Source organism: Rhodanobacter sp. UC4451_H18, assembly GCF_052978225.1.
The window spans coordinates 571,906-595,372 of sequence record NZ_CM129663.1 but is presented as its reverse complement, the minus strand read 5'-3'; the positions used below and the strand labels follow the sequence as shown (position 1 = coordinate 595,372).

At 67.6% G+C, this 23,467-nt stretch carries 21 protein-coding genes; 16 read left to right on the top strand and 5 right to left on the bottom strand.

All coding sequences use genetic code 11. The annotated features are described in order from the left end of the window. Window positions 1-21 precede the first annotated feature (21 nt). From ACVCMG_RS02935 to ACVCMG_RS02905, 7 genes are all read left to right on the top strand, one after another. Window positions 22-1,443 carry a cbb3-type cytochrome c oxidase subunit I gene (locus ACVCMG_RS02935; protein ID WP_395118224.1) on the top strand — a complete coding sequence of 474 codons (1,422 nt, stop codon included), beginning with the start codon at window positions 22-24 and terminating at the stop codon, window positions 1,441-1,443. Next, on the top strand, window positions 1,440-2,429 hold the full coding sequence (locus ACVCMG_RS02930) for a cbb3-type cytochrome c oxidase subunit II (protein WP_447100459.1): 990 nt from the start codon (window positions 1,440-1,442) through the stop codon (window positions 2,427-2,429). Before ACVCMG_RS02935 ends, ACVCMG_RS02930 begins: the two co-directional genes overlap by 4 nt. A gap of 10 nt (window positions 2,430-2,439) precedes the next feature. Then, window positions 2,440-2,592, top strand: coding sequence for a hypothetical protein (locus ACVCMG_RS02925; RefSeq protein WP_447114836.1), 153 nt, complete (start codon window positions 2,440-2,442; stop codon window positions 2,590-2,592). A gap of 14 nt (window positions 2,593-2,606) precedes the next feature. Further along, on the top strand, window positions 2,607-3,056 hold the full coding sequence (locus ACVCMG_RS02920) for a cytochrome C (protein WP_395118230.1): 450 nt from the start codon (window positions 2,607-2,609) through the stop codon (window positions 3,054-3,056). A gap of 166 nt (window positions 3,057-3,222) precedes the next feature. After that, window positions 3,223-3,393 (top strand): hypothetical protein, encoded by a 171-nt coding sequence (locus tag ACVCMG_RS02915; protein ID WP_395118232.1) that lies wholly within the window; start codon window positions 3,223-3,225, stop codon window positions 3,391-3,393. Between the two features lie 82 nt (window positions 3,394-3,475). Continuing rightward, on the top strand, window positions 3,476-3,817 hold the full coding sequence (locus tag ACVCMG_RS02910; RefSeq protein WP_447099028.1) for a carboxymuconolactone decarboxylase family protein: 342 nt from the start codon (window positions 3,476-3,478) through the stop codon (window positions 3,815-3,817). A gap of 1 nt (window position 3,818) precedes the next feature. After that, window positions 3,819-4,769: a PLP-dependent cysteine synthase family protein gene (locus ACVCMG_RS02905; RefSeq protein WP_395118236.1), complete on the top strand. Its 951-nt coding sequence runs from the start codon at window positions 3,819-3,821 to the stop codon at window positions 4,767-4,769. Between the two features lie 45 nt (window positions 4,770-4,814). On the opposite strand, the gene ACVCMG_RS02900 is transcribed toward ACVCMG_RS02905, so the two are convergent. Further along, window positions 4,815-6,521, bottom strand: a complete 1,707-nt coding sequence (locus ACVCMG_RS02900) for a hypothetical protein (protein WP_447114835.1) — start codon at window positions 6,519-6,521, stop codon at window positions 4,815-4,817. Between the two features lie 198 nt (window positions 6,522-6,719). After that, window positions 6,720-7,379, bottom strand: coding sequence for a response regulator (locus ACVCMG_RS02895; RefSeq protein ID WP_447114834.1), 660 nt, complete (start codon window positions 7,377-7,379; stop codon window positions 6,720-6,722). A gap of 105 nt (window positions 7,380-7,484) precedes the next feature. On the opposite strand from ACVCMG_RS02895, the gene ACVCMG_RS02890 reads away from it, so the two are divergent. The 6 genes from ACVCMG_RS02890 to ACVCMG_RS02865 all read left to right on the top strand — a co-directional run bounded on the left by ACVCMG_RS02890 (window position 7,485) and on the right by ACVCMG_RS02865 (window position 17,242). Continuing rightward, window positions 7,485-9,335, top strand: a complete 1,851-nt coding sequence (locus tag ACVCMG_RS02890) for a 3-hydroxybutyrate oligomer hydrolase family protein (protein WP_447114833.1) — start codon at window positions 7,485-7,487, stop codon at window positions 9,333-9,335. A gap of 180 nt (window positions 9,336-9,515) precedes the next feature. Beyond that, window positions 9,516-12,041 (top strand): TonB-dependent receptor, encoded by a 2,526-nt coding sequence (locus ACVCMG_RS02885; protein WP_447100453.1) that lies wholly within the window; start codon window positions 9,516-9,518, stop codon window positions 12,039-12,041. A 127-nt stretch (window positions 12,042-12,168) separates the two neighbouring features. Continuing rightward, window positions 12,169-14,463: a glycosyl hydrolase family 95 catalytic domain-containing protein gene (locus ACVCMG_RS02880; protein ID WP_447114832.1), complete on the top strand. Its 2,295-nt coding sequence runs from the start codon at window positions 12,169-12,171 to the stop codon at window positions 14,461-14,463. Continuing rightward, window positions 14,460-16,103 carry a trehalase family glycosidase gene (locus ACVCMG_RS02875; protein ID WP_447114831.1) on the top strand — a complete coding sequence of 548 codons (1,644 nt, stop codon included), beginning with the start codon at window positions 14,460-14,462 and terminating at the stop codon, window positions 16,101-16,103. Before ACVCMG_RS02880 ends, ACVCMG_RS02875 begins: the two co-directional genes overlap by 4 nt. Window positions 16,104-16,177: 74 nt before the next feature. Then, window positions 16,178-16,687: a peptidylprolyl isomerase gene (locus tag ACVCMG_RS02870; protein WP_395118250.1), complete on the top strand. Its 510-nt coding sequence runs from the start codon at window positions 16,178-16,180 to the stop codon at window positions 16,685-16,687. Window positions 16,688-16,822: 135 nt separating this feature from the next. Next, entirely contained in the window at window positions 16,823-17,242 is a 420-nt protein-coding gene (locus ACVCMG_RS02865; protein ID WP_447106047.1) for a YidB family protein, read from the top strand. A 46-nt stretch (window positions 17,243-17,288) separates the two neighbouring features. On the opposite strand, the gene ACVCMG_RS02860 is transcribed toward ACVCMG_RS02865, so the two are convergent. Beyond that, the gene (locus ACVCMG_RS02860) at window positions 17,289-17,543 is read right to left on the bottom strand and encodes a GlsB/YeaQ/YmgE family stress response membrane protein (protein WP_447106048.1); all 255 of its coding nucleotides are present in this window, start codon (window positions 17,541-17,543) and stop codon (window positions 17,289-17,291) included. Between the two features lie 160 nt (window positions 17,544-17,703). Here ACVCMG_RS02860 and ACVCMG_RS02855 point away from each other — a divergent pair, with 160 nt between their 5' ends. Both ACVCMG_RS02855 and ACVCMG_RS02850 read left to right on the top strand, forming a co-directional pair. Then, on the top strand, window positions 17,704-18,903 hold the full coding sequence (locus ACVCMG_RS02855; protein WP_447114830.1) for an aminotransferase class I/II-fold pyridoxal phosphate-dependent enzyme: 1,200 nt from the start codon (window positions 17,704-17,706) through the stop codon (window positions 18,901-18,903). A gap of 109 nt (window positions 18,904-19,012) precedes the next feature. Beyond that, window positions 19,013-19,996, top strand: a complete 984-nt coding sequence (locus tag ACVCMG_RS02850) for a malate dehydrogenase (RefSeq protein ID WP_447100448.1) — start codon at window positions 19,013-19,015, stop codon at window positions 19,994-19,996. Window positions 19,997-20,111: 115 nt separating this feature from the next. Here the strand turns inward: ACVCMG_RS02850 and ACVCMG_RS02845 are convergent, their stop codons facing one another. Both ACVCMG_RS02845 and ACVCMG_RS02840 read right to left on the bottom strand, forming a co-directional pair. Next, the gene (locus ACVCMG_RS02845; protein WP_395118260.1) at window positions 20,112-21,320 is read right to left on the bottom strand and encodes a cation:proton antiporter; all 1,209 of its coding nucleotides are present in this window, start codon (window positions 21,318-21,320) and stop codon (window positions 20,112-20,114) included. Between the two features lie 75 nt (window positions 21,321-21,395). Then, window positions 21,396-22,850, bottom strand: a complete 1,455-nt coding sequence (locus ACVCMG_RS02840; RefSeq protein WP_447099016.1) for an MFS transporter — start codon at window positions 22,848-22,850, stop codon at window positions 21,396-21,398. 183 nt (window positions 22,851-23,033) lie between these two features. Between ACVCMG_RS02840 and rnk the strand changes: the two genes are divergently transcribed. Next, window positions 23,034-23,441: a nucleoside diphosphate kinase regulator gene (gene rnk / locus ACVCMG_RS02835; RefSeq protein ID WP_395118264.1), complete on the top strand. Its 408-nt coding sequence runs from the start codon at window positions 23,034-23,036 to the stop codon at window positions 23,439-23,441. Window positions 23,442-23,467 lie beyond the last annotated feature (26 nt).

Below are 23,467 nucleotides of genomic sequence, written 5' to 3'. Positions count from 1 at the left end.
CGGATTCGACGGAATGGAACGATGCAGGCAAGCGCAGCGGCACCCCGCGCGATCGGACAGGCGGAAGACGACCGTGCGTTGACGGCGGTATTCACGGCGTACGTCACCACCGCCACGATCTGGCTGGTGATTGCCACGGCAGTCGGTCTGCTGCTGGCGTTCAAGTTCGGCGCACCGGACTTCTGGGCGGCCAAATACCTGACTTTCGGTCGCCTGCGGCCGATCCATACCAACGCGACGTTCTACGGCTGGGCCAGCATCGGCCTGGTCGGCGTGGCGTATTACATCGCCGCGCGCAGCTGCGGCACGCGCCTGTACAGCACCCGGCTGGCGTGGCTCGGACTGGCGTTGTTCAACCTCGCCGCGATCGCCGGCACGATTGCGCTGGACCTTGGCTGCAACGACGGCGATCTGGAATATCGCGAATGGCCGTGGCCGATCCGGCTGATCTTCCTGGCCGCCTTGCTGGTGACGGGATGGAACCTCATCGGCACCGTGCTCAGGCGCAGCAGCGAGGACATCTATCTTTCCAACTGGTACACCATCGCCGGCGTGTTGTGGACGTGCGTGATCGCCACCGTGGGCGTGCTGCCGTGGTACCAGCATGGCCTGGGCCAGGTGGCCATCTCCGGTTTCTACATGCACAACGCGGTCGGCATGTGGTTCACGCCTCTGGCACTGGGCACGTTCTACTACGCGATACCCAAGATCCTGAGCCGACCGATCTATTCCTACGCGCTTGGCGTGTTCGCGTTCTGGACCAACCTGCTGTTCTATCCGCTGCTCGGTGCGCACCATTTCCTGTTCAGTCCGCTGCCGTGGTGGCTGCAGACCACCGCGATCGTGTTCAGCGTGGCGATGCTGGTGCCGGTGTGGGGCGGCAGCGCGAACTACCTGCTGACCATGCGCGGGCGCTATCGCGACATGATCCATTCCTACCCGCTGATGTTCATCTTCGTGGGGGTGATCGGTTATCTGTTCGGCTCGACCCAGGGCACGGTCGAGGCGTTCCGCTCGATGCAGGCGATCTGGCACTTCACCAACTTCACGGTCGGACATTCGCACCTGACGATGTACGGCTTCGTCACGTTCGCGCTGTGGGGCGGCATCTACGCGCTGCTGCCGCTGGCCACCGGCAAGACCGCGGGACGCATCGGGCTGGCGGCGCATTTCTGGATGGCGCTGGTAGGCAGCTTCATCTACGTGATCTCGCTGTCGATCGGCGGCACGGTGCAGGGACTGGATTGGCTGCACGGCCTCCCGTTCATCCAGTCGGTGGTGGACATGCAGCCGTACTACGTGTGGCGTGGCGTGGGCGGGATGCTGATGTTCGGCTCGCACCTGGTGTTCGCGTGGAACGTGTGGCGCATGACCTCGGGCCAGCCCGGCAATGCCGCCTCGCCGGTGCTCGATGCCGACGCCACCGGGGAGGTCACGGCATGAAAAAGCTCCTGCTGATCGCCGGCGGGGCGCTGGGCATCTACATCGTCATCGTGCTGCTGGTGGCGGTGCTGCCAGCGATCGACTTGTCCGGCACACCGGCGGGCCCGGGCGTGGAACCGCTGACCGCGTTGCAGGCGGAAGGCCGCACGGTTTTTGTCGCCAACGGCTGCAGCTATTGCCATACGCAACAGGTACGCCCGCTGGACGAGGACAAGGTGTTCGGCCGGCCTTCCGCGCCGGGCGACTTCGCCTACCAGACGCCGGAGTTGCTGGGTTCCGAACGCACCGGCCCGGATCTCGCCAACGTGGGCGCCAGCAAGCCGAGCGACGTGTGGCAGTACATCCACCTGTTCGACCCGCGCGCCGTGGTGCCCGAGTCGATCATGCCGAACTTCAGGTTCCTGTTCCGCGTGGTGGACAAGGTGCCGCCCGGCGAGACCGCGGTGCCGATTCCGGAAGGTTTTGCACCGACGACGGGCAAGGTGATCCCCACGCCGCAGGCCAGGGCGCTGGTTGCCTATCTGCTGTCCCTGAAGCAGACGCCGATCCCGGGTTACACGATGAACGGCAGCATGGGCGGCGCGACGAACGCGGCGCCGATGGCGAAGGCCGGACCTGCGCCGGCGACTGCTCCGGCCGGTGCGTACCAGTACGTGGCGAGCAAGGGCGAGGCGTTGTTCACCGCCAATTGTTCCGCCTGCCACCAGGCCACCGGCACCGGCATCCCCGGCGCCTTTCCGCCGCTCAAGGGCAATGCCGCGGTGGACGATGAGGACCCGACCCTGCACATCCACACGGTGTTGCAGGGCGCGCACGGCGTCATCATCGGCGGCGTGAAATACGACAGCGCCATGCCGCCGTTCGCCGGCCAGCTGAGCGACGCGGACATTGCCGACATCGTCAACTACGAGCGCAGCTCGTGGGGCAACCACGCCAAGCCGGTCACGCCGGCCGAGGTCGCTGTCGTGCGCGCGAAGGGGCAATGACATGCATCACATGACCGGGCCGCTGTGGGGCAACATCGCGATCATCGGGATCGCCGGTGCCATCACGATCGGCTGTTTCGTCGCGATGTTCTGGATGATCTTCCGGCCCGGCGAGAAGGATCCGCGCCACCGCAAGAACGACATCCTGCGGCCGGATCGGTGAGGGAGGTATCCGCGATGGCCAAGCCGCACGTGCGCATCTACATCGACGACAACCCGAAGCCGGTGATCGATCGCGAGTTGCCCACCTCGCTGACGCTGGATACGCGCCAGCTGAGCGACGGTCCGCATCGTCTGATCGTCTGTGCCGAGGACCAGGGCGGTGCCGAAGGCATCGAGGAGATCCCGTTCGTCGTGCAGAACGGTCCCGGCATCCTGGTCTCCGGCCTGCGTCCGGGCTCGACCCGGCGCGGCGAGTTGCAGCTGCACGTGGATGCGTTCAGCACGGACGATCCGTTTGATCCGCGCCGCGCCGAGGCGCGTTCGTCGATCCCGGTGTGGGTGTGGGTGCTGAGCCTGTTCGTGGTGGCCTGGGCGGTGTTCTACGCCGCGCGCATGTGGGAGGTGCCCGCGCCCTATGCGAACACGCCGACCTACATGCAGCCGGCCGCACCGTCGCACGGTTGATCGCTGCCGCCGCGCGTGGCCGGTGCGACCACGGTGTTTTCACCGGTGCGCGCCCATCATGCCGGCGATCCAGCCATTCCCTGACGTGGATCAGCGCTGCGCCATGCGGCCGCGCCTAAGGTGAGGGTACGCGACGCCCGCTTGGCGCCATGCTGGGTGCACAACCATGAAACGATGCAGAAGGGCAGCGGAATCCGACGTGCGGCGGCAGACGCCGGGTGATGCGCGCCAGTCGCGCGAACGGCGCGAACGACGCATCGACGAGCAACTGGCGCAGAGCTTTCCCGCCAGCGATCCGCCCGGCTGGGTGCTCGGCACATCGCGGCCGCCACTCTGAGGCGATCGACCCGACCCCGCGCGTCCGGTCGCCGCAGGGCGAGCGGGCGTGCGCGTCCGAGAAACGAACAGGAGCAAACCCCATGGAGTCACCCATGTATCCCCCCTCCACCGTGGAACTGGCGCGCAAGCGCCGCGAGCTGGCGCCCGCGCCGCTGCAGGCCTTCAAGGCTTTCAGTGCCGCCGTGTTCGCCGACGGCGCCTTGCCCGACGTCACCAAGCAGTTGATCGCGGTGGCGGTGGCGCACACCACGCAATGCCCGTACTGCATCAAGGGCCATACCGCCGAGGCACTCAAGCAGGGCGCCACCGAACAGCAGATCATGGAGGCGATCTGGGTCGCCGCCGAAATGCGCGCCGGCGCCGCCTATGCGCATTCCGCGCTGGCGCTGGACGTGATGCAGCATGCGCACGAGGGCCACTGAGATGAGCGCCCGTTTTGCCACGGTCTCCGACACCATCCTCGACGCCATCGGCGACACGCCGCTGCTGAACATCGAGGGTGTCTACGCCAAGATCGAGTTCCTCAACCCGTCCGGCTCGATCAAGGCGCGCATCGCCAGGTACATGATCGAGCGCGCCGAGCGCGAAGGCCTGCTCAAGCCGGGCGACACCATCGTGGAGGCGACCAGCGGCAACACCGGCAACGCCCTGTCGATGGTGGCCGCGGTGAAGGGCTACCGCATGCAAGTGGTGATGCCCGAGGGGCTGTCCAGCGAGCGCGTGGCGATCTCCCGCGCATTCGGCGCCGAGGTGCTGTTCTGCGGCAATTTCCACGTCAACGAGGCGCTGGCGCGGGCGAAGGAACTGGGCCAGCAGCCCGGCTATTTCTGCCCCAGCCAGTTCGAGTCGGAATGGAACGTGGAGGAGAACCGCGAGATCCTCGGCCCGGAGATCCTTGCCCAGTTGCCCGCCGGCTGCGTGCCCGATGCTTTGGTGCTCGGCGTGGGCACCGGCGGTACGCTGATCGGCGTGGGGCAGGCGTTCCGCGCGGTCAATCCCGATGTGCGGCTGTTCGCGATGGAGCCATCCGAATCGTGCACGATCCTCTGCGGCGAGATCGCCGCGCACACCATCGAGGGCATTTCCGACGGCTTCGTGCCGGGCATCTTCGAACGCCACGCCAGCCTGGTGAACGAGGTGCTGTCGGTATCCAGCGTCGATGCGGTGGCCGAGATGAAACGGTTGGCACGCCGCCACGGCCTGTTCTGTGGCCCCAGCTCCGGCGCGCACATGCTGGCGGCGCAGCGCATCCGCAAGAACTTCCCCGAGTTGAAGACGGTGGTGACGGTGTTCTGCGACGAAGGCGAGAAATACCTGCACGAGTATTTCATGGCGCCGGCCAGCAGCGAGGTCGATGCCACGCATTTCGCCTGAGTGAGTGTTGGTACGTGACGGGGATTGCGGCGGGACGCCGTGCATTCACGGATGTGCCGCGACGAACCCCTTCGCTTCGGCCAGCGCCGGCAGATCCGCATCGGCGCTGTGCCAGATGGTCATCAGTTCCTTGTAGGTGACGGTGGCTGCCGCGGGGTCGCCGCTGGCCGATTCCGCGCGGGCGCGGCCGAGGAGGGACCGGGTGCGGCGGGGTGCGCTTTTCAGTGCGGTCCCGAATGCCGCGCGCGCCTCGGTCGCCTTGCCTTGCCTGAGCAGCTGTTCGCCCAGCAGTTCGTGTGGCGGCTTGATCGGCACCGGCGGACCGAAGTCGAACGCCAGTGTTTCGTAGCGGCGGGCTGCGCGGCGGATGGCATCCAGGCCACTCTGCGGCTTGCCCTCGCCGATCGCCAGCATGCCGCCGAGGTCCTCCCGGAGGATGGCCAGGTAGCTGGTCGTCTGGGCGTCGCCGGAGGTCTCGCTGCCGGCGTGCCGCGCCGACAGCGCGGCCAGCGATTTCTGCGCAGCCGGCAGGTCGTGGCGTTCGATCGCGGCATAGCCCTCGGTGAAATCGTTCCAGCCGGCGTCCGGGCCCATGCCGGTCGTATCCACCGTGGTGTGCGCGGCCGGGCCGTTGCCGTCGCCGGATTCGACCACGGCGATCGCGCGCATCTGCAGCAGCGACTTGTTGAGCATTTGCGCGAACTTCGTCGGCGTGCTTTGCATCGTGGCGAGCCGGTCGGCGTGGGCGTTGGCCCAGGCTATCGAGGGTTCGATCGACTGCCGGCATGCCTGCAGCGCCCTTTCAGCATCGCGGAAACGACCCTGCTGGTAGTAGGCGTACTCCAGCCATTCCATGTAGTGACCGCATTCGGCGGGCGGGCGGCCCGCGGCTTTGGCCTGGGCATTGACCACGCGCATCGCCACCTCGTTGGCTTTCGCCACGTCATCCCACAAGCCGAGCGCCATGAAGATGTGCGACGTCATGTGCTGGGCGTGGGCGGCGTCGGGCGAGATCTTCGACAGCGCGTGCGCAGGCTCGAGCGCGCCGGCGGCGTGCGCGGGATCGTCCATTGCGTGAATCCAGTAATGCGCCGCGCCGGGGTCCTGCGGGTTCAGGCGGAAGATGCGCTCGGCAATGGCACCGGCGCGCAGATAGGCCGGGATGTCGCGCACGCCTTCGCTGCGTCCCATCAGCGCCAGCGCGTGGAAGAGCTGGGCGTTGTTGTCATGCGGCCAGGTCCTGGCCAATCGCTCCATCGCCTGGTCGTACTGCGCGTCGCGTTCCGGCTTGGTGCCGTGGCCGGAATACAGGATTTCCACGGCGGCGAGATAGGCCTTCTCGCGCGGCGTCGGCGCCTTGGCGGCGCGCGCGGCCGGGGTAGGGCCGAGCCGGTCGAGTGCCGCGCGACCGGCATCGGCATCGAGCTGGTTCCAGATGCCGTGGTTGTACGTCATCGCTTCACCCCAGCAGGCCATGGCGAAGCCCGGGTCCAGTTGCCGGGCCTCGCGGAATGCCTTGGCGGCATCCGGATACTCGAACAGGTGCAACAGCAGCGCGCCGCGCAGGAAGGCGGTTTGCGCAGCCGTCGAATGGGTCGACGTGGGGAACGAGATGCTGCCGAGGCCGGCGATGGTTTGCATCGGGGTGGCTTCGCGCGCCTGGGCGCCGGTCAGCAGGCCCGGCCACAGGATTCCGCAGACGAAGGCGACGAGAGCCAGGACGACGAGACGAAGACGACGCGACAGATTCATGATTGACATCCTTCTGCTGGATGAAGTCACGTGCGGCGGGCGAACCCGCCGGCGCAGGGGACGAGATCATGAGGTAGCGCCCATCCTCCGGGAACGGGGCAGAGGCGTCTCGGTCTGGGCGCGCGCAGTGTGCGCCTGGCCGGCCACGGATGGAATCCCGCCAAGGGCGATGTCGTGGCGTGGTGTCGCCGCGTGCGGCTATCCCACCCGTCCTGGCTCCCCCAGGTCGAGCGATCGCAACAGCATGCCGGCCTGCGTGCGATTGCGCACCCGCAGCTTCTCGAAGATCGCCGTGACATGTGCCTTCACCGTGCGCTCCTGGATCGAGAGCCGGTCGGCGATCTGCTTGTTCAGCAGCCCCTCGGCGAGCAGGGCGAGCACCCGCGACTGCTGTTCGGTCAACCGGGCCAGCCGGCCGGCCAGATCGGTGTCGGTGGAATCGGCGGGCAGGGCGGCGACGGCGTCGGCGAGTGCGGCGGGCAGCCAGCTGCCGCAGTCGAGCACCTGCCGGATCGCTGCACCGATCTCGGTGGGGCTGGCGCTCTTGCAGATGAAACCAGCGGCGCCGTGGTCGAGCACGCGGCGCACCACGTGCGGTTCGTCGTGCGCCGATACCACCAGCACGGCAACCGCCGGATGCTGGCCGCGCACCGCGGCCAGGCCGGTCAGTCCGTGGCTGCCCGGCATGTGCAGGTCGAGCAGCACCAGGTCGATGTCCGGGTCCGCACGCAACGCGGCCAGTGCGGTGGCCAGGTCGGTGGCCTCGCGCACGGTGCAGTCGGGCAGGTTGTGCTCGGCGGCCTGGCGCAACGCGGCACGAAACAGCGGGTGGTCGTCGGCGATCAACAGACTCGGCATGAGCGCCAAGGTAGCCGGACGAACTGCCGGCGTCGAGTTGCCGTGGCGGCGGCGCTGGACCTTCGTACGATGGCAACGCGTCGCGTGCCTGCTTATGGTGTGGCAATGAATGCATCCCTTCGCTGGTTGGCCGCGCCGTGCATCTGCGTGCTGGTTTCCGTCATGCTGTCCGCTTGTGTCGAAGGGGCGACCACGCGAGGGGCGAAGATGCATGAGCTGGAACTGGGCAAGGTGCTTGCCACCGAGCACCGCGGCCACGATGACCTGCTCAGCGCCGGCCTGGGCCTGAGCGGATTGGCCGGCTTGCCGGCGCCGTTCGCCAATCCGCTGGCGCCTACCGCGGCGGAGCTGCGCCGCCGGGCGATCCAGGCCAGCTGGAAAGGCATCGCCGATCTCGGCCCGCTGGGCGGCTACGGCCGCGTGTACGGCGGCGTGCCGGACGTGCCGGGGCGCGAGTACCAGATGTTCGCTCGGCTGCCGGGGGCGCGTTCGCCGCATCGGGTGCTGCTGCAATTGCCCGACGGATTCGACCACGCGAAGCGCTGCCTGGTGGTGACCGCCTCGTCCGGTTCGCGCGGCATCTACGGTGCGATCGCCGTGGCCGGCGCGTGGGGTCTGCCGCGCGGTTGCGCGGTGGCGTACACCGACAAGGGCACCGGCTCGGGCTATTTCGATTATTCCGACGACAGCGGGGTGGCGCTGGACGGCCGGCGTGCGAAACGCGGCGAGCAGGAACTGGAGTTCGAGCCGCCGCCGGCAGGTGCCGGTACGGGCATCGCGGTCAAGCACGCGCACTCCGGCGACAACCCGGAGGCGGACTGGGGCCGCGACGTGATCCAGGCCGCGCAGTTCGGCCTGACCATGCTCGACCGCGCCTACCCGGGCGAGGCGCCGTTCACGGCGCAGAACACGAAGATCATCGCCACCGGCATCTCCAATGGCGGCGGCGCGGTGCTGCAGGCGGCGGGGCTCGACCATGACGGGTTCTTCGCCGGCGTGGTGGCGCTGGAACCCAATGTCTACGCCGCGGATGGCGGCCGGCCGCTGTACGACTACGCGACCGAGGCGGCGATCTGGCTGCCATGCGCGCTTGCCGACGCCCGCTTCGACGACACCCCCATGGCGCGCGGGGCAACCCGTCAGCCGCCGCCGGCGTGGTCGTTGCGCTGCGCCAGCCTGCGCGCGCAGGGCAAGCTGCAAGGCAGCATGCTGGCCGAGCAGTCGGCGCAGGCGCGCCACTATCTGCAGCAGCGTGGCTGGAACGACGCGGCGATGGCCACCGCGGCCAGCACCACCGCGTTCGACCTGTGGCGCGTGGTCACCGCCGGTTACGCCTCGGCCTATCTGCGCCGCGGCCCTGCCGACATGCCATGCGGGTTCCATTACGCGCCGATGGGTGCCGGTGCCCTCCCGGGCGTGACTGATCCGATGGCGCGCGCGGCGTGGTGGGCCGACGCCTCGGGCATTCCTCCCGGCAATGGCGTGGGGCTGTTCGGCGGCGTCAACGTGTCGCCCGATCCGACTCTGCTCGGCGAGGATTGCCTGCGCGCGCTGTGGACCGGCGACGAGCCGGCCGCGCAGATGCTGCAGGCCTCCATTGCTGCCACGGCGGCCAAGCTGCCACGCGCCGACTTGCCGCTGTGGGTGGTGCACGGTGCCGACGACGGCCTGCTGCCGACCGCCTTCACCTCCGAACCCTATGCCGCCTGGCTGCGCGAAGAGGGCCGCCGGCTGCTGTACTGGAAGGTGCCGCACGCCCAGCATTTCGATGCGTTCCTGCCGCTGCCAGGCTTCGGCGAACGCCATCTGCCGCTGCTGCCCTACGGCTACGCCGCCCTCGACCGGTTGTGGGCGCATCTGTACGAGGGGGCTGTCTGGCCGACCAGCGTGCCCACCCCTGCAGGCCACCCGCGCGGCGCGTCCGTGCTCACGCGGGAGTCGCTGGGGCTGGACTGAGGCGCTGCCTCGTGGGGGCGGGTGTTGACCTGACCGGAAAAACGGCGCGACCATGTTCAGTGTTGCGGCAAATCGTCGCAGGCGAGGGACAACAAAAATCAGGGGCTCAATGACGGCGAAGCGGCCGGTCGCGAATGCGGCCGATACCGGCGAACCGCCTTACGTCGGGAGCAGAACTTGATGAACAGACACATGCGATTGGTCTTGTCCGCGGCGATTGCCGCCTGCCTCGTGCCCGGACTCGCGCTGGCACAGGATGACGACTCGGCGCAAACCACGGCACCGCCTGCTGCCAGCAAGGCGCCGGCCAAGCCCAGTACCGCCAATACCAAGAACCTCGAACAGGTGGTGGTGACGGGCAACGCGGCCACCGGCGGCCTGAAGAAGATCGACACCAGCTACACGATCACCACGGCAACCGCCGAGCAGATCAAGATGGCCAACCCCAAGAGCACGGCCGATCTGCTGAAGATCGCGCCGGGCCTGTGGCCGGAGTCCACCGGTGGCCAGACCGGCGCCAACATCGAGATCGCCGGCTTCCCCGGCGGCGGCGATGCGCCGTTCAACACGGTGCAACTGATGGGCTCGCCGCTGTACGGCATGCCGACGCTGTCGTTCTTCGAGCAGACCTCGATCTTCCGCCTCGACGACACCGTCGATCGCGTCGAGATCATCCAGGGCGGGCCCTCGGTGGTATTCGCCGACGGCCAGATCGGCGCCAGCGAGAACTTCATCCTCAAGCAGGGCACCGAGGTGCCTTCGGGCAGCGTCGGGGTGACCTGGGGCAACGAGAACCTCAAGCGCGTCGATGGCTTCTTCGGCTTTCCGATCGCGCAGGACTGGTATGGCAGCGTGGGCGGTTTCTACCGCGATTCGGACGGCGTGCGCGATCCGCAGTTTCCCGCCGACAAGGGCGGCCAGCTCACCGGCACGCTGACCCACGACAGCGACAACGGCACGATGACGCTGTACGCGCGCTACCTCGACGACAAGAACCAGTTCATCACGCCGATTCCGCTGATCCAGACCGGCACGGACAACTTCCATGCCTATCCGGGCTTCGATCCGCTGACCGACACGTACAACAGCAAGGCCATCCAGCACGTGTTCCTGCGCGGCTATCCCGGTGGGGGCCGCAACGCCGACCTGGCCAACGGCCGCGGCGCCAAGTTCGGCTTCTTCGGCGGCAACTTCGACTACGACCTGGGCAACGGCTGGCGGCTGTCGAACAAGTTCCTCATCGACGGCGGCGACGTCGACACCAATGCGCTGTTTTCCGGCACCAACCCGGGCAGCATGAACGACATGCTGTACACCGACCAGAGCCAGATCGGCGCGTTCAACCTGGCGCCTGGTTCGGCCACCGCCACCTACGTGGGTGGCGGCGCGGTCGATCCGAACCAGAGCGTGATTCACCAGGGCTGGTGGTTCATCCACAAGCACCTGAAGAACATCAACAACGACTTTCGCCTGAGCAAGGAGATCTTCGACGGCAACACGCTCACCGCCGGCCTGTACCTGGCGCACTACACCATGGATGACGAGTGGGCACTGGGCAACCAGATGCTGATGACCAACACGCCCAACGCACGCCCGATCACGGTCAGCTACGTCGATGCCAACGGCGTCAACCAGCTCACCGACAACCAGGGCTTCCTCGACTACGGCGGCTTCAACATCACCGAGCATGGCAACGCCAACAACAAGGCGTTCTACCTGTCCGACATCTGGCGCCTGGGCAAGTGGCTGATCGACCTGTCCGGCCGGGTGGAGAACCAGAACGCCACCAACGACGTGTGCAACCTCACCAACGTCAACCTGGACGGCGACCCCAACACCAAGTACGACAACGCCGTGCCGGTATGCAACGGCAGCTTCTCGCATACGCGCTACGACAAGACGCATCCCTCGTGGACGTTCGGCGTGAACTACGAGCTGGCCGACAACATGAGCGTGTATTTCCGGGCGAACAAGGGCGCGCACTTCCCCGATTTCGACAACGGCATCCGCGGCAATGCGTCGGACAACGTCGCGCCGGTGCAGAAGATCCAGAACGTCGAGGGCGGCTTCAAGTTCCAGTCCAAGCAGTTCTATGCGGACATCAGCGTGTACCACCGCCAGTTCATCGGTCTGCTGTACCAGCCCACCGACGCCGGCGGCGTGCCGAACGGCCCGCAGAGCACCTACGGTTCGGATTCCAAGGGCGTCAACGTCAACACCGCGTGGAGCCCGACCGAGAACCTCAAGTTCCAGCTGATCGGCGACTACCTCGATGGCCACTACTCGCACAACAGCTCATGCCTGCCGTACACCAACCCGGTGGCCGGCAACGGCTGCGCGCTGATCAACGGCGTGCAGCTGCAGCGCCAGCCGAAGGTGCGCTACATGTTCACGCCCAGCTACAAGATCCCGTTCGGCTGGGGCGACGTGCTGGCCTTCGTCACCTACACCCACGTCGGTCCGCACACGCAGGACATTTCCGGCCTGCAGCAGCTGGGCAGCTACCACACCTGGGATTTCGGCGTGGTCGCCAACCTGCAGCAGAACTGGCAGGTGCGCGTGCAGGGCACCAACATGACCAACGAGCTGGGGCTGACCGAGAGCAACTCGCGCATCTTCGGTTCGGCGGCCGGAACCACCGGCGTGATCCTGGCCCGTCCGCTGGAGGGGCGTGAAGTCAACATGGAGGTCAAGTACATGTTCTGACCTGCGCAGGTGGCGCTTCCACGGGTGCGGGAGTGCCACCCATTTTCCCGGGGTCATTCCCGCGAAAGCGGGAATGACCCCGGGGTACGCAGCCTTCCGGAAGCCGGGCAACAAAGAGGCATGCCCCATGAAGAGTTTTTCCGCCGGACTCGCGGCGTTCCTGCTCGCCATCACCTTGCTCGCTGCGCCGGCATCGGCCGCCACCGATCCGAGCTTCCTGTTCACCGCCACGGCGAAGGATTTCGCCAGCTACTTCCCTGGTTACCTCGCCAACGGCTACTTCTCCACCATGACCTCGCCGCGCGGCACCGAGCCGAACGCGTCGTACATGGTCGCCTTCATGGATTACAAGCCGGGCGACATCTCGCGTCCCGCGGCGATTCCCGGCTGGAGCGAAATCGACTACAACCCCGGCGGTGGCTGGCTCAACCGCACGCGACTGGATGCGCGCATCTTCCAGCGCTACGCACAGACGCTGGACATGCACGACGCCACGCTGACCACGCGCTACCGCTTCGCTTACGCCAACAAGGCCAGCGACATCGAGGTCACCAGCTTCGTCAGCCAGGCCTCGCCGCACCTCGCGGCTATCCGCATGGCGATCACGCCGCAGTTCGACGGCCAGGTGCAGCTGAGTTTTCCGATCCGGTTGTGGTCCGAGCACCAGCCGCGCTTCCCGATCGCCAGCATGGGCGGCGAGGAAATGATCGCCGCGGTGATCGCCAGCGGGCAGAGCCTGGACAACAAGCCGGTACCCACGCCCGACCGTGCGCCGGTGTGGTATCCGGGCTACACCCAGGTGCGTTCCGCCGAGGGTGATGCGAAGGCGCTGACGCTCGCGCTGAAGGGCAGGGCACAACACGGACTCGGCATGGCCGAGGCGGCCGCGATCGGGCTGCCCGAAGGGCCCTCGCCCGACACGGTGAAGCTGGAACGGACTTCCACCAGACTCTCGCTGGACATCACCGCCACGCTGCACAAGGGCCAGCGCTACGTCTTCACCAAGTACGTGGCGCTCTCGCGCGACGGCTGGGGCGACGACGGGGACGTGCTCGGCCTGGCCAGCGCCGCGCGCAAGGCCGGCTTCGACCGCCTGCTCGCCGATCACCGGGCGGCCTGGCACAAGCTGTGGCAATCGGACATCGTGATCGACGGCAAACCGGCCGTGCAGAAGGCGGTGCACGCGGACCTCTACTACCTGTTGTCCAACACCACCGTCGACACCGCCTGGCCGATGGGTGCCTGCGCGCTGACGCCCAATTACGCGGGCCATGCGTTCTGGGACAGCGACTCGTGGGTGTTCCCGGCGCTGCTGCTGTTGCACCCGGAGCGCGCCAGACCCATCGTGATGTTCCGCGACCGCACCACCGAACCCGCGCGGGCGCGTGCCCGCCAGTACGGCGTGCAAGGCACCATGTACCCGTGGGAAGCCGATCCGCAGACCGGCGTGGACGTCACCCCGCACTTCGCTTGGGAGGTCTACCGCGAGGTCCACGTCAACGCCGACATCGCCATCGCGCAATGGCAGTACTACCTGGCGACGGGTGACAAGGCATGGTTGAAAACGCATGCGTGGCCCGTGCTGGAGGGCATTGCCACGTTCTGGACCAGCCGCGTCACCTACGACAAGTCGCACGACCGCTACGAGATCCACCACGTCACGTCGCCCGACGAGGCCTACAACGACGTGCCGAACGACTCCTTCACCAATGCCGTCGCCCGCAAGGCGCTCGAGATCGCGGTGAAGGCAGCGCGCGTGGTGGGCGCCAAGGCGGACCCGCGCTGGAGCGAGATCGCCGCGAAGATGTACATCCCGTTCGACGAGGATGAACAGCGCCATCTGGATTTCGACAAGTCGGTGCCGCACGACAAGATCACCTGGATGGGCTCCTCGCTGGCCTGGCTGATGTATCCGAACCTGGACTTGCCGATGTCGCCGCAGGTGCGCCGCAACGACTTCGACTTCCAGCTGCAGGCGCTGAAGAGCCACGGCGACGACCCCAACGAGATGATGATGGTGATGCTCGCCGTCGGTGCCGCAGAGCTGGGCGACGGCAAGGCGGCCGGCGAATGGATCGACCGCAACCTGGTCGGCTTCCTCAAACCCCCGTTCAACGTGCGCACCGAGACCGCCGCCAACAACGCCGGCTACATCCTGGCCACCTCGGCCGGCTTCGTGCAAAGCATGCTGTACGGTCTGACTGGGCTGCGCATCGACGACGACGGGCTGAGCGCGAAGTACGCCCCGGTGTTGCCGCCAGGCTGGAACGCCTTGACGCTCAAGGACGTGAGGTTCCGCGGGCGCCGCTACGACATCCGCATCAGTCGCGACGCCGACGGCAAGGTGGTGCTCAGCCGCCAGCCGTTGCGTGCAACTGGCATGCGCCACCCTGATCCATTGCAGGAGGAAGCCCGCCCATGAAAGTCGTCTCCCTGTTCGCCGCCATGGCGCTGGCCTTCGCTACCGCGGCCGGTGCCGCCACGCCCGACCCGGCGCAGACGCAGGCATACATCCACAAGGCCTGGGACACGCTGACGCGCTCGCTGGACGATTGCTCGGCCCTGCACGATCCGAAAATGGATGCGCGCCCGGTGCTCTACCTGCCGGCCGGCTTCCCTGCGCCCGCAGCGATGGCCGACATCAGACAGCGTTGCAAGATCGACGTGCACACGCTGCCTCGGCGCATCGAAAAGCTCGGCGACCTGATGCCGTCCGCGCTGCCGGCGGAAGGCCTGCTCTACCTGCCCAGGCCCTACGTGGTGCCGGGCGGGCAGTTCAACGAGATGTACGGCTGGGACAGCTACTTCATCCAGCTCGGCCTGCTGGCGGACGGGCGCGTCGAGCTGGCCCGCGACATGACCGACAACATGCTGTTCGAGGTCGAGCACTACGGCGGCGTGCTCAACGCCAACCGCACCTATTACCTGACCCGTTCGCAGCCGCCGTTCCTGTCGCGGATGATCGGCGACGTGCTGGCCGCGCCCGGCGCCTTCAAGGGCGAGGCCGAGCGGCATGCATGGCTGGTCCACGCCTATCCGCTGGCGGTGGCCAACTACCGCATCTGGACCCGACCCGAGCATCGTGCCGGCGACACCGGCCTGGCACGCTACTTCGACCTCGGCGCCGGCCCGGTGCCGGAGATGCACGGCAGCGCCTACTACCGCGGCGTGATCGACTGGGTGCTGGCGCATCCGAAGGACGACCCCGGCTACCTGGTCAAGGCCGCCGAGCATCCCGACGCCGCCGAGACAGCGCGCCTGAAATCCACCAGTTGCGACATCGAGGCGTCCCATGTCTGCGCCGGCGCCTGGTCGCAGGGCCATCGCCTGAGCGCCGACTACTACCTGGGTGATCGCGCCATGCGCGAGTCCGGCTTCGACACCAATTTCCACTTCGGTCCGTACGGCGGCACCACCCATCACTACGCCGGCGTGGGCCTCAACAGCCTGCTGTATCGCTACGAGCGCGACTTGCACGACTTCGCCCTGCAACTGGGCAAGGTGGCCGAGGCCAGGCAATGGGCGGACGCCGCCGCGAGGCGCAAGGTGGCGATGGACAAGTACCTGTGGCAGCCGGAACGCGGCATGTTCATGGACTACGACTTCACCATCAGCAAGGCATCGACGCAGCCCTATGTCACCACCTACTGGCCGCTGTGGGCCGGGCTGGCCAGCAAGGCGCAGGCGGCCGCGCTGGAGAAGCACCTGGCCGTGTTCGAGCGCAAGGGCGGCCTGTCGATGGACGACCTGGGCAGCGGCGCGCAATGGGACGAGCCGTTCGGCTGGGCGCCCACCAACTGGCTGGCGATCTCGGGCCTGGACGCCTACGGTTTCCATGACGACGCCCGCCGCCTGGCGCGCAAGTTCACGGCCACGGTGGATACCGGTTTCGCCCATGACGGCACCATCCGCGAGAAATACAACATGGCGCTGGGCAACGCGGACGTGAAGATCACCGCCGGCTACACCACAAACGTGATCGGCTTCGGCTGGACCAACGCGGTCTACCTCAAACTGCACCGGTTGCTGCAGGCGGCGCCAAAGCCGGCGGCGGCGCACTGAGGATCATCCGTTCACGGCTGCAGCCGGCGGCTGGGTTATCCTTTCGGTCTTTCGCCCCAGCCTCAAGGATCGCCATGACCATCAACGTCACCTTCACCACCAACCGCGGCCCGATCCACCTGCGCCTGCACGAGGACAAGGCACCGGTGACGGTCGCCAGCTTCGTCAACCTGGCGCGCCGCGGCTACTACGACGGCCTGTCGTTCCATCGCGTGATCGCCGATTTCATGATCCAGGGCGGGTGCCCCGAGGGCAGTGGCCGCGGTGGTCCGGGCTACAAGTTCGAGGACGAGTTCAATCCGTCGCTGCGCCACGACAAGCCGGGTGTGCTGTCGATGGCCAATGCCGGTCCGCGCACCAACGGCAGCCAGTTCTTCATCACCCACGGCCCGACGCCGTGGCTGGACGGCAAGCACAGCGTGTTCGGCGAAGTGCTGGACGCGTCCGACATGGACGTGGTCAATGCGATCCAGCAGGGTGACACGATCGAGAAGGTCACCGTGGAGGGCGACGTCGACGCCTTGCTGGCGGCGCAGGTCGACCGCGTCAAGGAATGGAACGAGGTGCTGGATCAGCGCGGCTGAGCTTGCCGCCGGATACGCAGGAAATCGCCGGCCGGAGCCGGCGATTTTTTTGCGCGAATGAGTCATGGCTCCACTACTTTCACCGGCCTATGATCGGCGGGCTACACGCGTGTTCATTCATCAAGGAGAGCGACCATGTCATTCCTCAATGATTTGCTTGGCGGTCAGGGACAGCAGGCCGGCGGTGCCGGCTCGATGATTTCGGTGGCCAGCGACCTGTTGCAGCGGGCTGGCGGCGTGCAGGGCCTGATCAGCATGCTGCAGCAGCACGGGCTGGGTGGCGCAGTGCAGTCGTGGGTGAGCAACGGGGCGAACCAGCCGGTATCGGGCGATCAACTCGGCCAGGCGCTGCAGCATGGCGGCATGGGCTCGCTGGTGCAGGAGGCGGCCAGCAAGCTCGGCGTCGATCCCGGCGTGGTGCTCAACGGACTTTCGCAGGTCTTGCCGCAGGCGGTCGACCACCTGACACCGGATGGCCAGGTGCCGGCAGACGGGCAGGGCGGCGGCTTCAACCTCGGCATGCTTGAAGGGCTGGCGGGCAAGCTGCTGGGCTGAGGCTGCGGAGCGTCCCGGCGGGGTGATCGCCCCGCCGGGAGGCCGGTCAGGTCGACTTGCGCTTGAGCAGGTGGTAGAGCAGCAACAACACGATGGCGCCGACCACCGAGGCGATGAAGCCGGCCGATTGCCCCTCCTGGTACCAGCCGAACAGCTGCTGGCCGACCCAGGTCGCCAGCAGCGAGCCGACGATGCCGATGATGGCGGTGATGATGAAGCCGCCCGGGTCCTTGCCCGGCGTCAACAGCTTGGCCACCACGCCCACGACCAGTCCGATCACGAAAACCCAGAGCCAATGCATGCGGTTCTCCTTGTAGCGGGTTGACTGCGAAGCCCGGTGCGCGGGCGCATCCATGATGCCCCGATTGGACGGCGGTGGCGCAAGCGCATGGCAGACGAGCGCCCGGGGCGGGCGGCGTGGTAAAATTGCGGCCTTTGTTTCCTCACTGCGTGAGACAGCAATGCCCCAGCTCGCCAAGCGTGTCGGCCGCGCCAAACCCAGCGCGATCATGCTCATCGCCGAGAAGGCCAGACAGCTCAGGGCTGCCGGCCGCGACATCATCAGCTTCTCCATCGGCGTGCCGAACTTCCTGCCCGGCGAGCATGTCTACGCCGCCGCGCGCGAGTCGCTCTCGCACGACTCCGGCCAGTACGGCAGCAACCGGGGCGCCGACGCGCTGCTGGACGCATTCCTCAGGCACATCGAGGCGCTCGGCTTCAGCGGCTACACGCGCACGAACCTGTCGATCGGCATCGGCGCCAAGCAGGTGCTGTACAACCTGGCCGAGGCGTTGCTGGACGAAGGCGAGGAGATCTGCTTCGCCGCGCCGTACTGGACCACCTACCGCGACATCGCCGACATCGTGGGCGCGAAGATCCACGTGATGCCGTGCGGGGCGGAGCAGAACTACAAGCTCACCCCGGCCCAGCTCGACGCCGCGCTGGCGCGCAAGCCGAAGGTGTTTCTGTTCAACAACCCGTCCAACCCCACCGGCATGGTCTACACCGGCGCGGAAATCGCCGCACTGGCCGAGGTGATCGCCCGGCACCCGGATACCTGGGTCATCACCGACGACATCTACAATGCGATGGTGTTCGACGGGCTGGGATACCACAACTTCGTGTTCGCCAGGCCGGAGCTGCGCGAGCGGGTGATCTTCGTCGATTCGGTCTCCAAGACCTACGGCATGCCGGGCTGGCGCGTGGGCCTGCTGGCTGGCCCCGAAGTGGTGGCCAAGGCGGTCACCACGCTCAATTCCAATCACATCACCAGCCTGCCGGAAGTGATCACCGCCGCGGCCGTCGCAGCCTTGTCCGGCCCGCAGGACGTGCCGCAGGCCAAGTGCAGGGAGTTCGCCGGCCGGCGCGACACGGTGTTTGCCGCGCTCACGGCGATTCCCGGCGTGGCCTGCCCGCGGCCGCAGGGGGCGTTCTACGCGTTCCCGGACATCTCGGTGGCATTCGGCAAGCGCCACGGCAGCATGAAGATCGACAACGACGTGGAGTTCTGCGCCGCGCTGCTGGAAGCCAAGGGCGTGGCCTGCGTGCCCGGCTCGGCCTTCGGCGAGCCGCGTGCGATGCGCATTTCCTACACCTGCCCGCAGGCCCAGTTGCAACTCGGCCTGGACCGTATCGCCGAATTTTTCGCCGAACTGACGTGAATCAGTGCCTGCAGGAGCGCACCCTGTGCGCGATGCTCCTGTCGCGAAAGGCATCGCGCACAGGGCGCTCCCGCACAAGAATGAACACCCCCAGAAGGAGTCATCGTCCATGAAAGCCCCCGTTCGAGTTGCCGTTACCGGTGCTGCCGGCCAGATCGGCTATGCCTTGCTGTTCCGCATCGCCGCCGGCGATATGCTCGGCCCCGACCAGCCGGTGATCCTGCATCTGCTGGAGATCACCCCGGCCCTGCCGGCGCTGCAGGGCGTGGTGATGGAACTCAACGATTGCGCGTTCCCGACGCTGGCCGGCGTGGTCGCCACCGATGACGCCAATGTCGCGTTCAAGGATGTGGATTACGCCCTGCTGGTCGGCGCGCGCCCGCGCGGCCCGGGCATGGAGCGCAAGGATCTGCTGGAAGCCAACGGCGCGATCTTCGCACCGCAGGGCAAGGCACTGAACGCGCATGCCAGGCGCGACGTGAGGGTGCTGGTGGTCGGCAACCCGGCTAACACCAATGCCCTGATCGCCCAGCAGAACGCGCCGGACCTCGACCCGAAGTGCTTCACCGCGATGGTTCGCCTCGACCACAACCGCGCCAAGAGCCAGCTGGCCGAGAAGACCGGCAAGCACAACACCGACGTGAAGAAGATGACGATCTGGGGCAACCACAGCTCCACCCAGTATCCCGACCTGCACCACGCCACCGTCGACGGCAAGCCGGCGCTCAGCCTGGTCGACCAGGCCTGGTACGAGAACGAGTTCATTCCCACCGTGCAGCAGCGCGGCGCGGCCATCATCAAGGCACGCGGCGCCTCGTCGGCCGCCTCGGCTGCCTCGGCGGCGATCGACCACATGCGCACCTGGGCGCAGGGCACGGCCGAGGGCGACTGGGCCTCGATGGGCATTCCTGCCGATGGCTCCTACGGCATCGCGCCGGGCGTGATCTACGGCTACCCGGTGACCGTGAAGAACGGCAAGTACGAGATCGTGCAGGGCCTGGAGATCGGCGCCTTCTCGCGTTCACGCATGGACGCCACCGACAAGGAACTGCGCGAGGAGCGCGCCGGCGTGGAGCACCTGTTCGCCAAGTAATCCCGCCGCGATGCCGGCCTGCCCTCTGCGCAGGGGCGGCGGGCCACGGCGGCACTCCAACGGGCCGGCTTGCGTCGGCCCGTTGTCGTTTCGTCGCTGCCGCAAGCGGCAGCGGTCAGTTCGGTGCCTCGGGCAACTCCGTGGTGCCGGCGGCCTGATCGCCGCGCTTGAGCAGCCAGGCCAGGATCGGCGGCGTAACCATGGCGGTGAGCAGCGACATCGCCACGATGATCGCGTAGATGCGGTTGTCGAACACGCCGGCGGCCAGCCCCAGGGTGGCGACCACGATGCCCACCTCGCCGCGCGGCACCATGCCGAAGCCGATGATGGTGGCGCTGCGCGTGCCCAGCGTGAGCGAACCGAGCCAGCCGCCGGCCAGCTTGGATACCACCGCGATCGCGGTGACCACCGCCAGCATCCACAGCGCCTCGGCGCTGGCCAGTTCGTGCAGGTCGACCTTGCTGCCGGTGACCACGAAGAAGAACGGGGTAAGCAGGGCGAGCAGCGGGGCCGTCTGCTTTTCCAGGGTGTGCTGCTGGCGGGTTTCCGAGGCGATCATGCCGGCCAGGAACGCGCCGATGATCGCGGCCAGGCCGAAGCGGGTGGACAGCCAGGCCAGCCCCAGGCACAGCGCCAGCACGATCATCAGCGGCGAATGCGGGCCCAGCGGCTTGTCCAGCCAGGCGGAGTTCCAGCGCATCACCCGCGCGCCGCCCCAGCCAATCACCGCGATGAAGCCCGCCGCACCGGCGAGTACCACCAGCAGGTGCGAGGCGTCGACGCTGCCGCCACCCTGCAGTGAAATCACGACGCCGAGCAGCAGCATGGCCAGGATGTCATCGATCACCGCCGCACCCAGGATCACCTTGCTCTCGATCCGCTGCAGTGCGCCCAGCTCCTGCAGCACGCGCGCGGTGATGCCGGCCGAGGTGGCCACGAAGGCCGCCGCGACGAACAGCGAACGGTCCCAGTCGAAGCCGTTGCCGTGGGCCCACACGCTGCCCATGCCGAATGGCACCAGCACGCCGACCACGCCGACCGCGAACGCCACCGCACCGACCTTCTTCATGTCTTCCAGCCGGGTTTCCAGGCCCACCGCGAACAGCAGCAGGATCACGCCGATCTCCGCCAGCACGTCGAGCGGGGTGCCGGTGGCGATCTGCCCCGGGCTGATCCAGCCGAGCAGGGAAGGGCCGATCGCGCAACCGGCGGCGATCTCGCCGACCACGCCGGGCAGCTTCAGTCGTTGCGCGATCTCGCTGCCGATCTGGGCGGCGACGAACACGACAAACAGGGTGAACAGGATTTCGCTGGCGTGGTGCATGCAATACGTGCCCGAGCTTGCGGCAAAGACTGCATGCTACACGCAGCCTCTCGCCGGGCGGCGCCTTGCCGCGGTTCAACCTGCCGCCGCGCCGGCTCGCGACAGCGGGCGATCGTGCCGCAGCCGGCCGAACACGCGGCTGGCCGCCGCCGTGACCAGCGCCAGCAGCAGCACCGTCCAGCGGAACGCCTCGACATAATCCGCGCGCTCATGCCCCTGCAGCAGCGCCTGCATCAGCAGCGTGGACAGCGCGATGCCGAAGCTCATCGCGAGGTATTGCACGGTCGAGGCCATCGACGAAGCCATCGAGGCGTGCGCGATGTCCAGGTCGTGGTAGATCAGCGTGTTCATCGCGGTGTACTGCAGCCCGGCGAAGCCGCCGTAGCAGAACGTCAACGTCGCGATGGCCCACACCGGCGTGGCCGGTCCGAGCAGGGCAAACGCCGCCAGCAGCACGGCCACGATCAAGGTGTTGCCCAGCAGCAGGCGGCGGTAACCCAGGTGCACCAGCACGCGATTGATCGCCCATTTGGCGCAGATCGAACCCAACGCCTGCGGCACCATCATCAGGCCGGCCATCAGCGGCGACCAGCCGCAACCGACCTGCAGGAACAGCACCAGCAACAGGAACATGCCGGAGATGCCGAGCCGGGTGAACAGGCCGCCGGCCAGCGCCACCCACACGCTGCGCACCTTGAGCAGGGTCAGGTCGGCGACCGGAAAGGCGGTGCGTCGGCTGTGCCACACATAGGCCAGGCCCAGCAGCACCGCCGCCAGACTGCATTGGCCGATGCGCATCCACGGCACCGGCGTGGCGCCGGCCAGCTCCGAGGCGATCAGCAGCAGGGCCGAGGCGGCGGCGAAAAGCCCGAAGCCGAACAGGTCGAAACGGTGTGCGCGCTCCAGCCGGTAGTCCGGCATGTCGCGCCGGTTCATCCACACCCCGGCGATCGCCACCGGCACGTTGATCAGGAAGATCAGCCGCCACGAGGTGAACTCCACCAGCGCGCCGCCGAGCAGGGGGCCGAGTACTGAACCCAGCAGGCCGAAGGTGGCCACCGTGCTCATCGCGCGCACGAACTCGCGCCTGTCGATGCTGCGCACCAGCACGTAGCGCCCGACCGGCATCAGCGAGGCGCCACCGATGCCCTGCAGCACGCGCGCGGCGACCAGTTGCGGCAGCGTCTGCGCCAGCCCGCACAGCAGCGAACCCAGCCCGAACACCACGATCGCGGCGCCGAACACCCGCCGCGTGCCCAGCCGGTCGCACAGCCACGGACTGGCCGGGATCAGGATCGCCAGGGTCAGCACGTAGCTGGTCAGCGCCGTGCGCATGCCCAGCGGGGTTACCTCCAGCGCCACGGCCATCATCGGCACCGCGGTGTTGACCACGGTGGAATCCAGCGCCTGCATGAAGAAGGCCGCCGCGACCAGCCACAGCAGGCCGCGGAAGCGCTCGCGCGTGGACGGCTCGGGCAAGGCGGCCGAAACCGTTGCTGAAGGGGCGTCCGCGGCGGCTGGGCTGGCCATGTCGGGCATGATAACTGTTGTGACAGCTTGCATTTGGCGCCGGGATTTTGCACAGTCACGTCTGATGCACCTGCCGCCGGTGATGTGCCAGGCGCGGCAGCGGATAACCGACCTCACGCGCCGGGACACCATGTTCTGGCGCGTGTTTTTGTGCGGCTGGAGCCGCGGGAACCAGGAATCACCATGAGTCATTCAGCAATCACCGTGTCGCGCATCGACCTGGATCGCATCGAAGCCCTGCTGGAGCGGCTGCCGGCAGCCGAGGCCGACAAGCTGCAGGCGCTGCGCGCCGAGCTGGATCGCGCCGACGTGGTCGAGCCGGCGGACATGCCGCCGCACATCGTGACGATGAACTCCACCGTGGTCTTCGAAGACGAGTCCGACGGCGAAAAGCTGACCCTCACCCTGGTCTACCCGGCCGGCGCCGGTGCGCCCGGTACGGTCTCGATCCTCGCCCCCGTGGGCAGTGCGCTGCTGGGCCTGGCGCGCGGCCAGCAGATCGACTGGCCGATGCCCGACGGGCGCAAGCGCCGCCTGAAAGTGCTGGAGATCACCTACCAGCCCGAGGCCGCCGGCCACCTGCACCGCTGAGCGCCGCGCGCGCGGCGGGCGCACCG

What these genes read in the sequence shown, in the direction of transcription:
- ACVCMG_RS02935 (WP_395118224.1), top strand. Translation starts at nt 22, where the DNA reads ATGCAGGCAAGCGCAGCGGCACCCCGCGCGATCGGACAGGCGGAAGAC.
- ACVCMG_RS02930 (WP_447100459.1), top strand. Translation starts at nt 1,440, where the DNA reads ATGAAAAAGCTCCTGCTGATCGCCGGCGGGGCGCTGGGCATCTACATC.
- ACVCMG_RS02925 (WP_447114836.1), top strand. Translation starts at nt 2,440, where the DNA reads ATGACCGGGCCGCTGTGGGGCAACATCGCGATCATCGGGATCGCCGGT.
- ACVCMG_RS02920 (WP_395118230.1), top strand. Translation starts at nt 2,607, where the DNA reads ATGGCCAAGCCGCACGTGCGCATCTACATCGACGACAACCCGAAGCCG.
- ACVCMG_RS02915 (WP_395118232.1), top strand. Translation starts at nt 3,223, where the DNA reads ATGAAACGATGCAGAAGGGCAGCGGAATCCGACGTGCGGCGGCAGACG.
- ACVCMG_RS02910 (WP_447099028.1), top strand. Translation starts at nt 3,476, where the DNA reads ATGGAGTCACCCATGTATCCCCCCTCCACCGTGGAACTGGCGCGCAAG.
- ACVCMG_RS02905 (WP_395118236.1), top strand. Translation starts at nt 3,819, where the DNA reads ATGAGCGCCCGTTTTGCCACGGTCTCCGACACCATCCTCGACGCCATC.
- ACVCMG_RS02900 (WP_447114835.1), bottom strand. Translation starts at nt 6,521, where the DNA reads ATGAATCTGTCGCGTCGTCTTCGTCTCGTCGTCCTGGCTCTCGTCGCC.
- ACVCMG_RS02895 (WP_447114834.1), bottom strand. Translation starts at nt 7,379, where the DNA reads ATGCCGAGTCTGTTGATCGCCGACGACCACCCGCTGTTTCGTGCCGCG.
- ACVCMG_RS02890 (WP_447114833.1), top strand. Translation starts at nt 7,485, where the DNA reads ATGAATGCATCCCTTCGCTGGTTGGCCGCGCCGTGCATCTGCGTGCTG.
- ACVCMG_RS02885 (WP_447100453.1), top strand. Translation starts at nt 9,516, where the DNA reads ATGAACAGACACATGCGATTGGTCTTGTCCGCGGCGATTGCCGCCTGC.
- ACVCMG_RS02880 (WP_447114832.1), top strand. Translation starts at nt 12,169, where the DNA reads ATGAAGAGTTTTTCCGCCGGACTCGCGGCGTTCCTGCTCGCCATCACC.
- ACVCMG_RS02875 (WP_447114831.1), top strand. Translation starts at nt 14,460, where the DNA reads ATGAAAGTCGTCTCCCTGTTCGCCGCCATGGCGCTGGCCTTCGCTACC.
- ACVCMG_RS02870 (WP_395118250.1), top strand. Translation starts at nt 16,178, where the DNA reads ATGACCATCAACGTCACCTTCACCACCAACCGCGGCCCGATCCACCTG.
- ACVCMG_RS02865 (WP_447106047.1), top strand. Translation starts at nt 16,823, where the DNA reads ATGTCATTCCTCAATGATTTGCTTGGCGGTCAGGGACAGCAGGCCGGC.
- ACVCMG_RS02860 (WP_447106048.1), bottom strand. Translation starts at nt 17,543, where the DNA reads ATGCATTGGCTCTGGGTTTTCGTGATCGGACTGGTCGTGGGCGTGGTG.
- ACVCMG_RS02855 (WP_447114830.1), top strand. Translation starts at nt 17,704, where the DNA reads ATGCCCCAGCTCGCCAAGCGTGTCGGCCGCGCCAAACCCAGCGCGATC.
- ACVCMG_RS02850 (WP_447100448.1), top strand. Translation starts at nt 19,013, where the DNA reads ATGAAAGCCCCCGTTCGAGTTGCCGTTACCGGTGCTGCCGGCCAGATC.
- ACVCMG_RS02845 (WP_395118260.1), bottom strand. Translation starts at nt 21,320, where the DNA reads ATGCACCACGCCAGCGAAATCCTGTTCACCCTGTTTGTCGTGTTCGTC.
- ACVCMG_RS02840 (WP_447099016.1), bottom strand. Translation starts at nt 22,850, where the DNA reads ATGGCCAGCCCAGCCGCCGCGGACGCCCCTTCAGCAACGGTTTCGGCC.
- rnk (WP_395118264.1), top strand. Translation starts at nt 23,034, where the DNA reads ATGAGTCATTCAGCAATCACCGTGTCGCGCATCGACCTGGATCGCATC.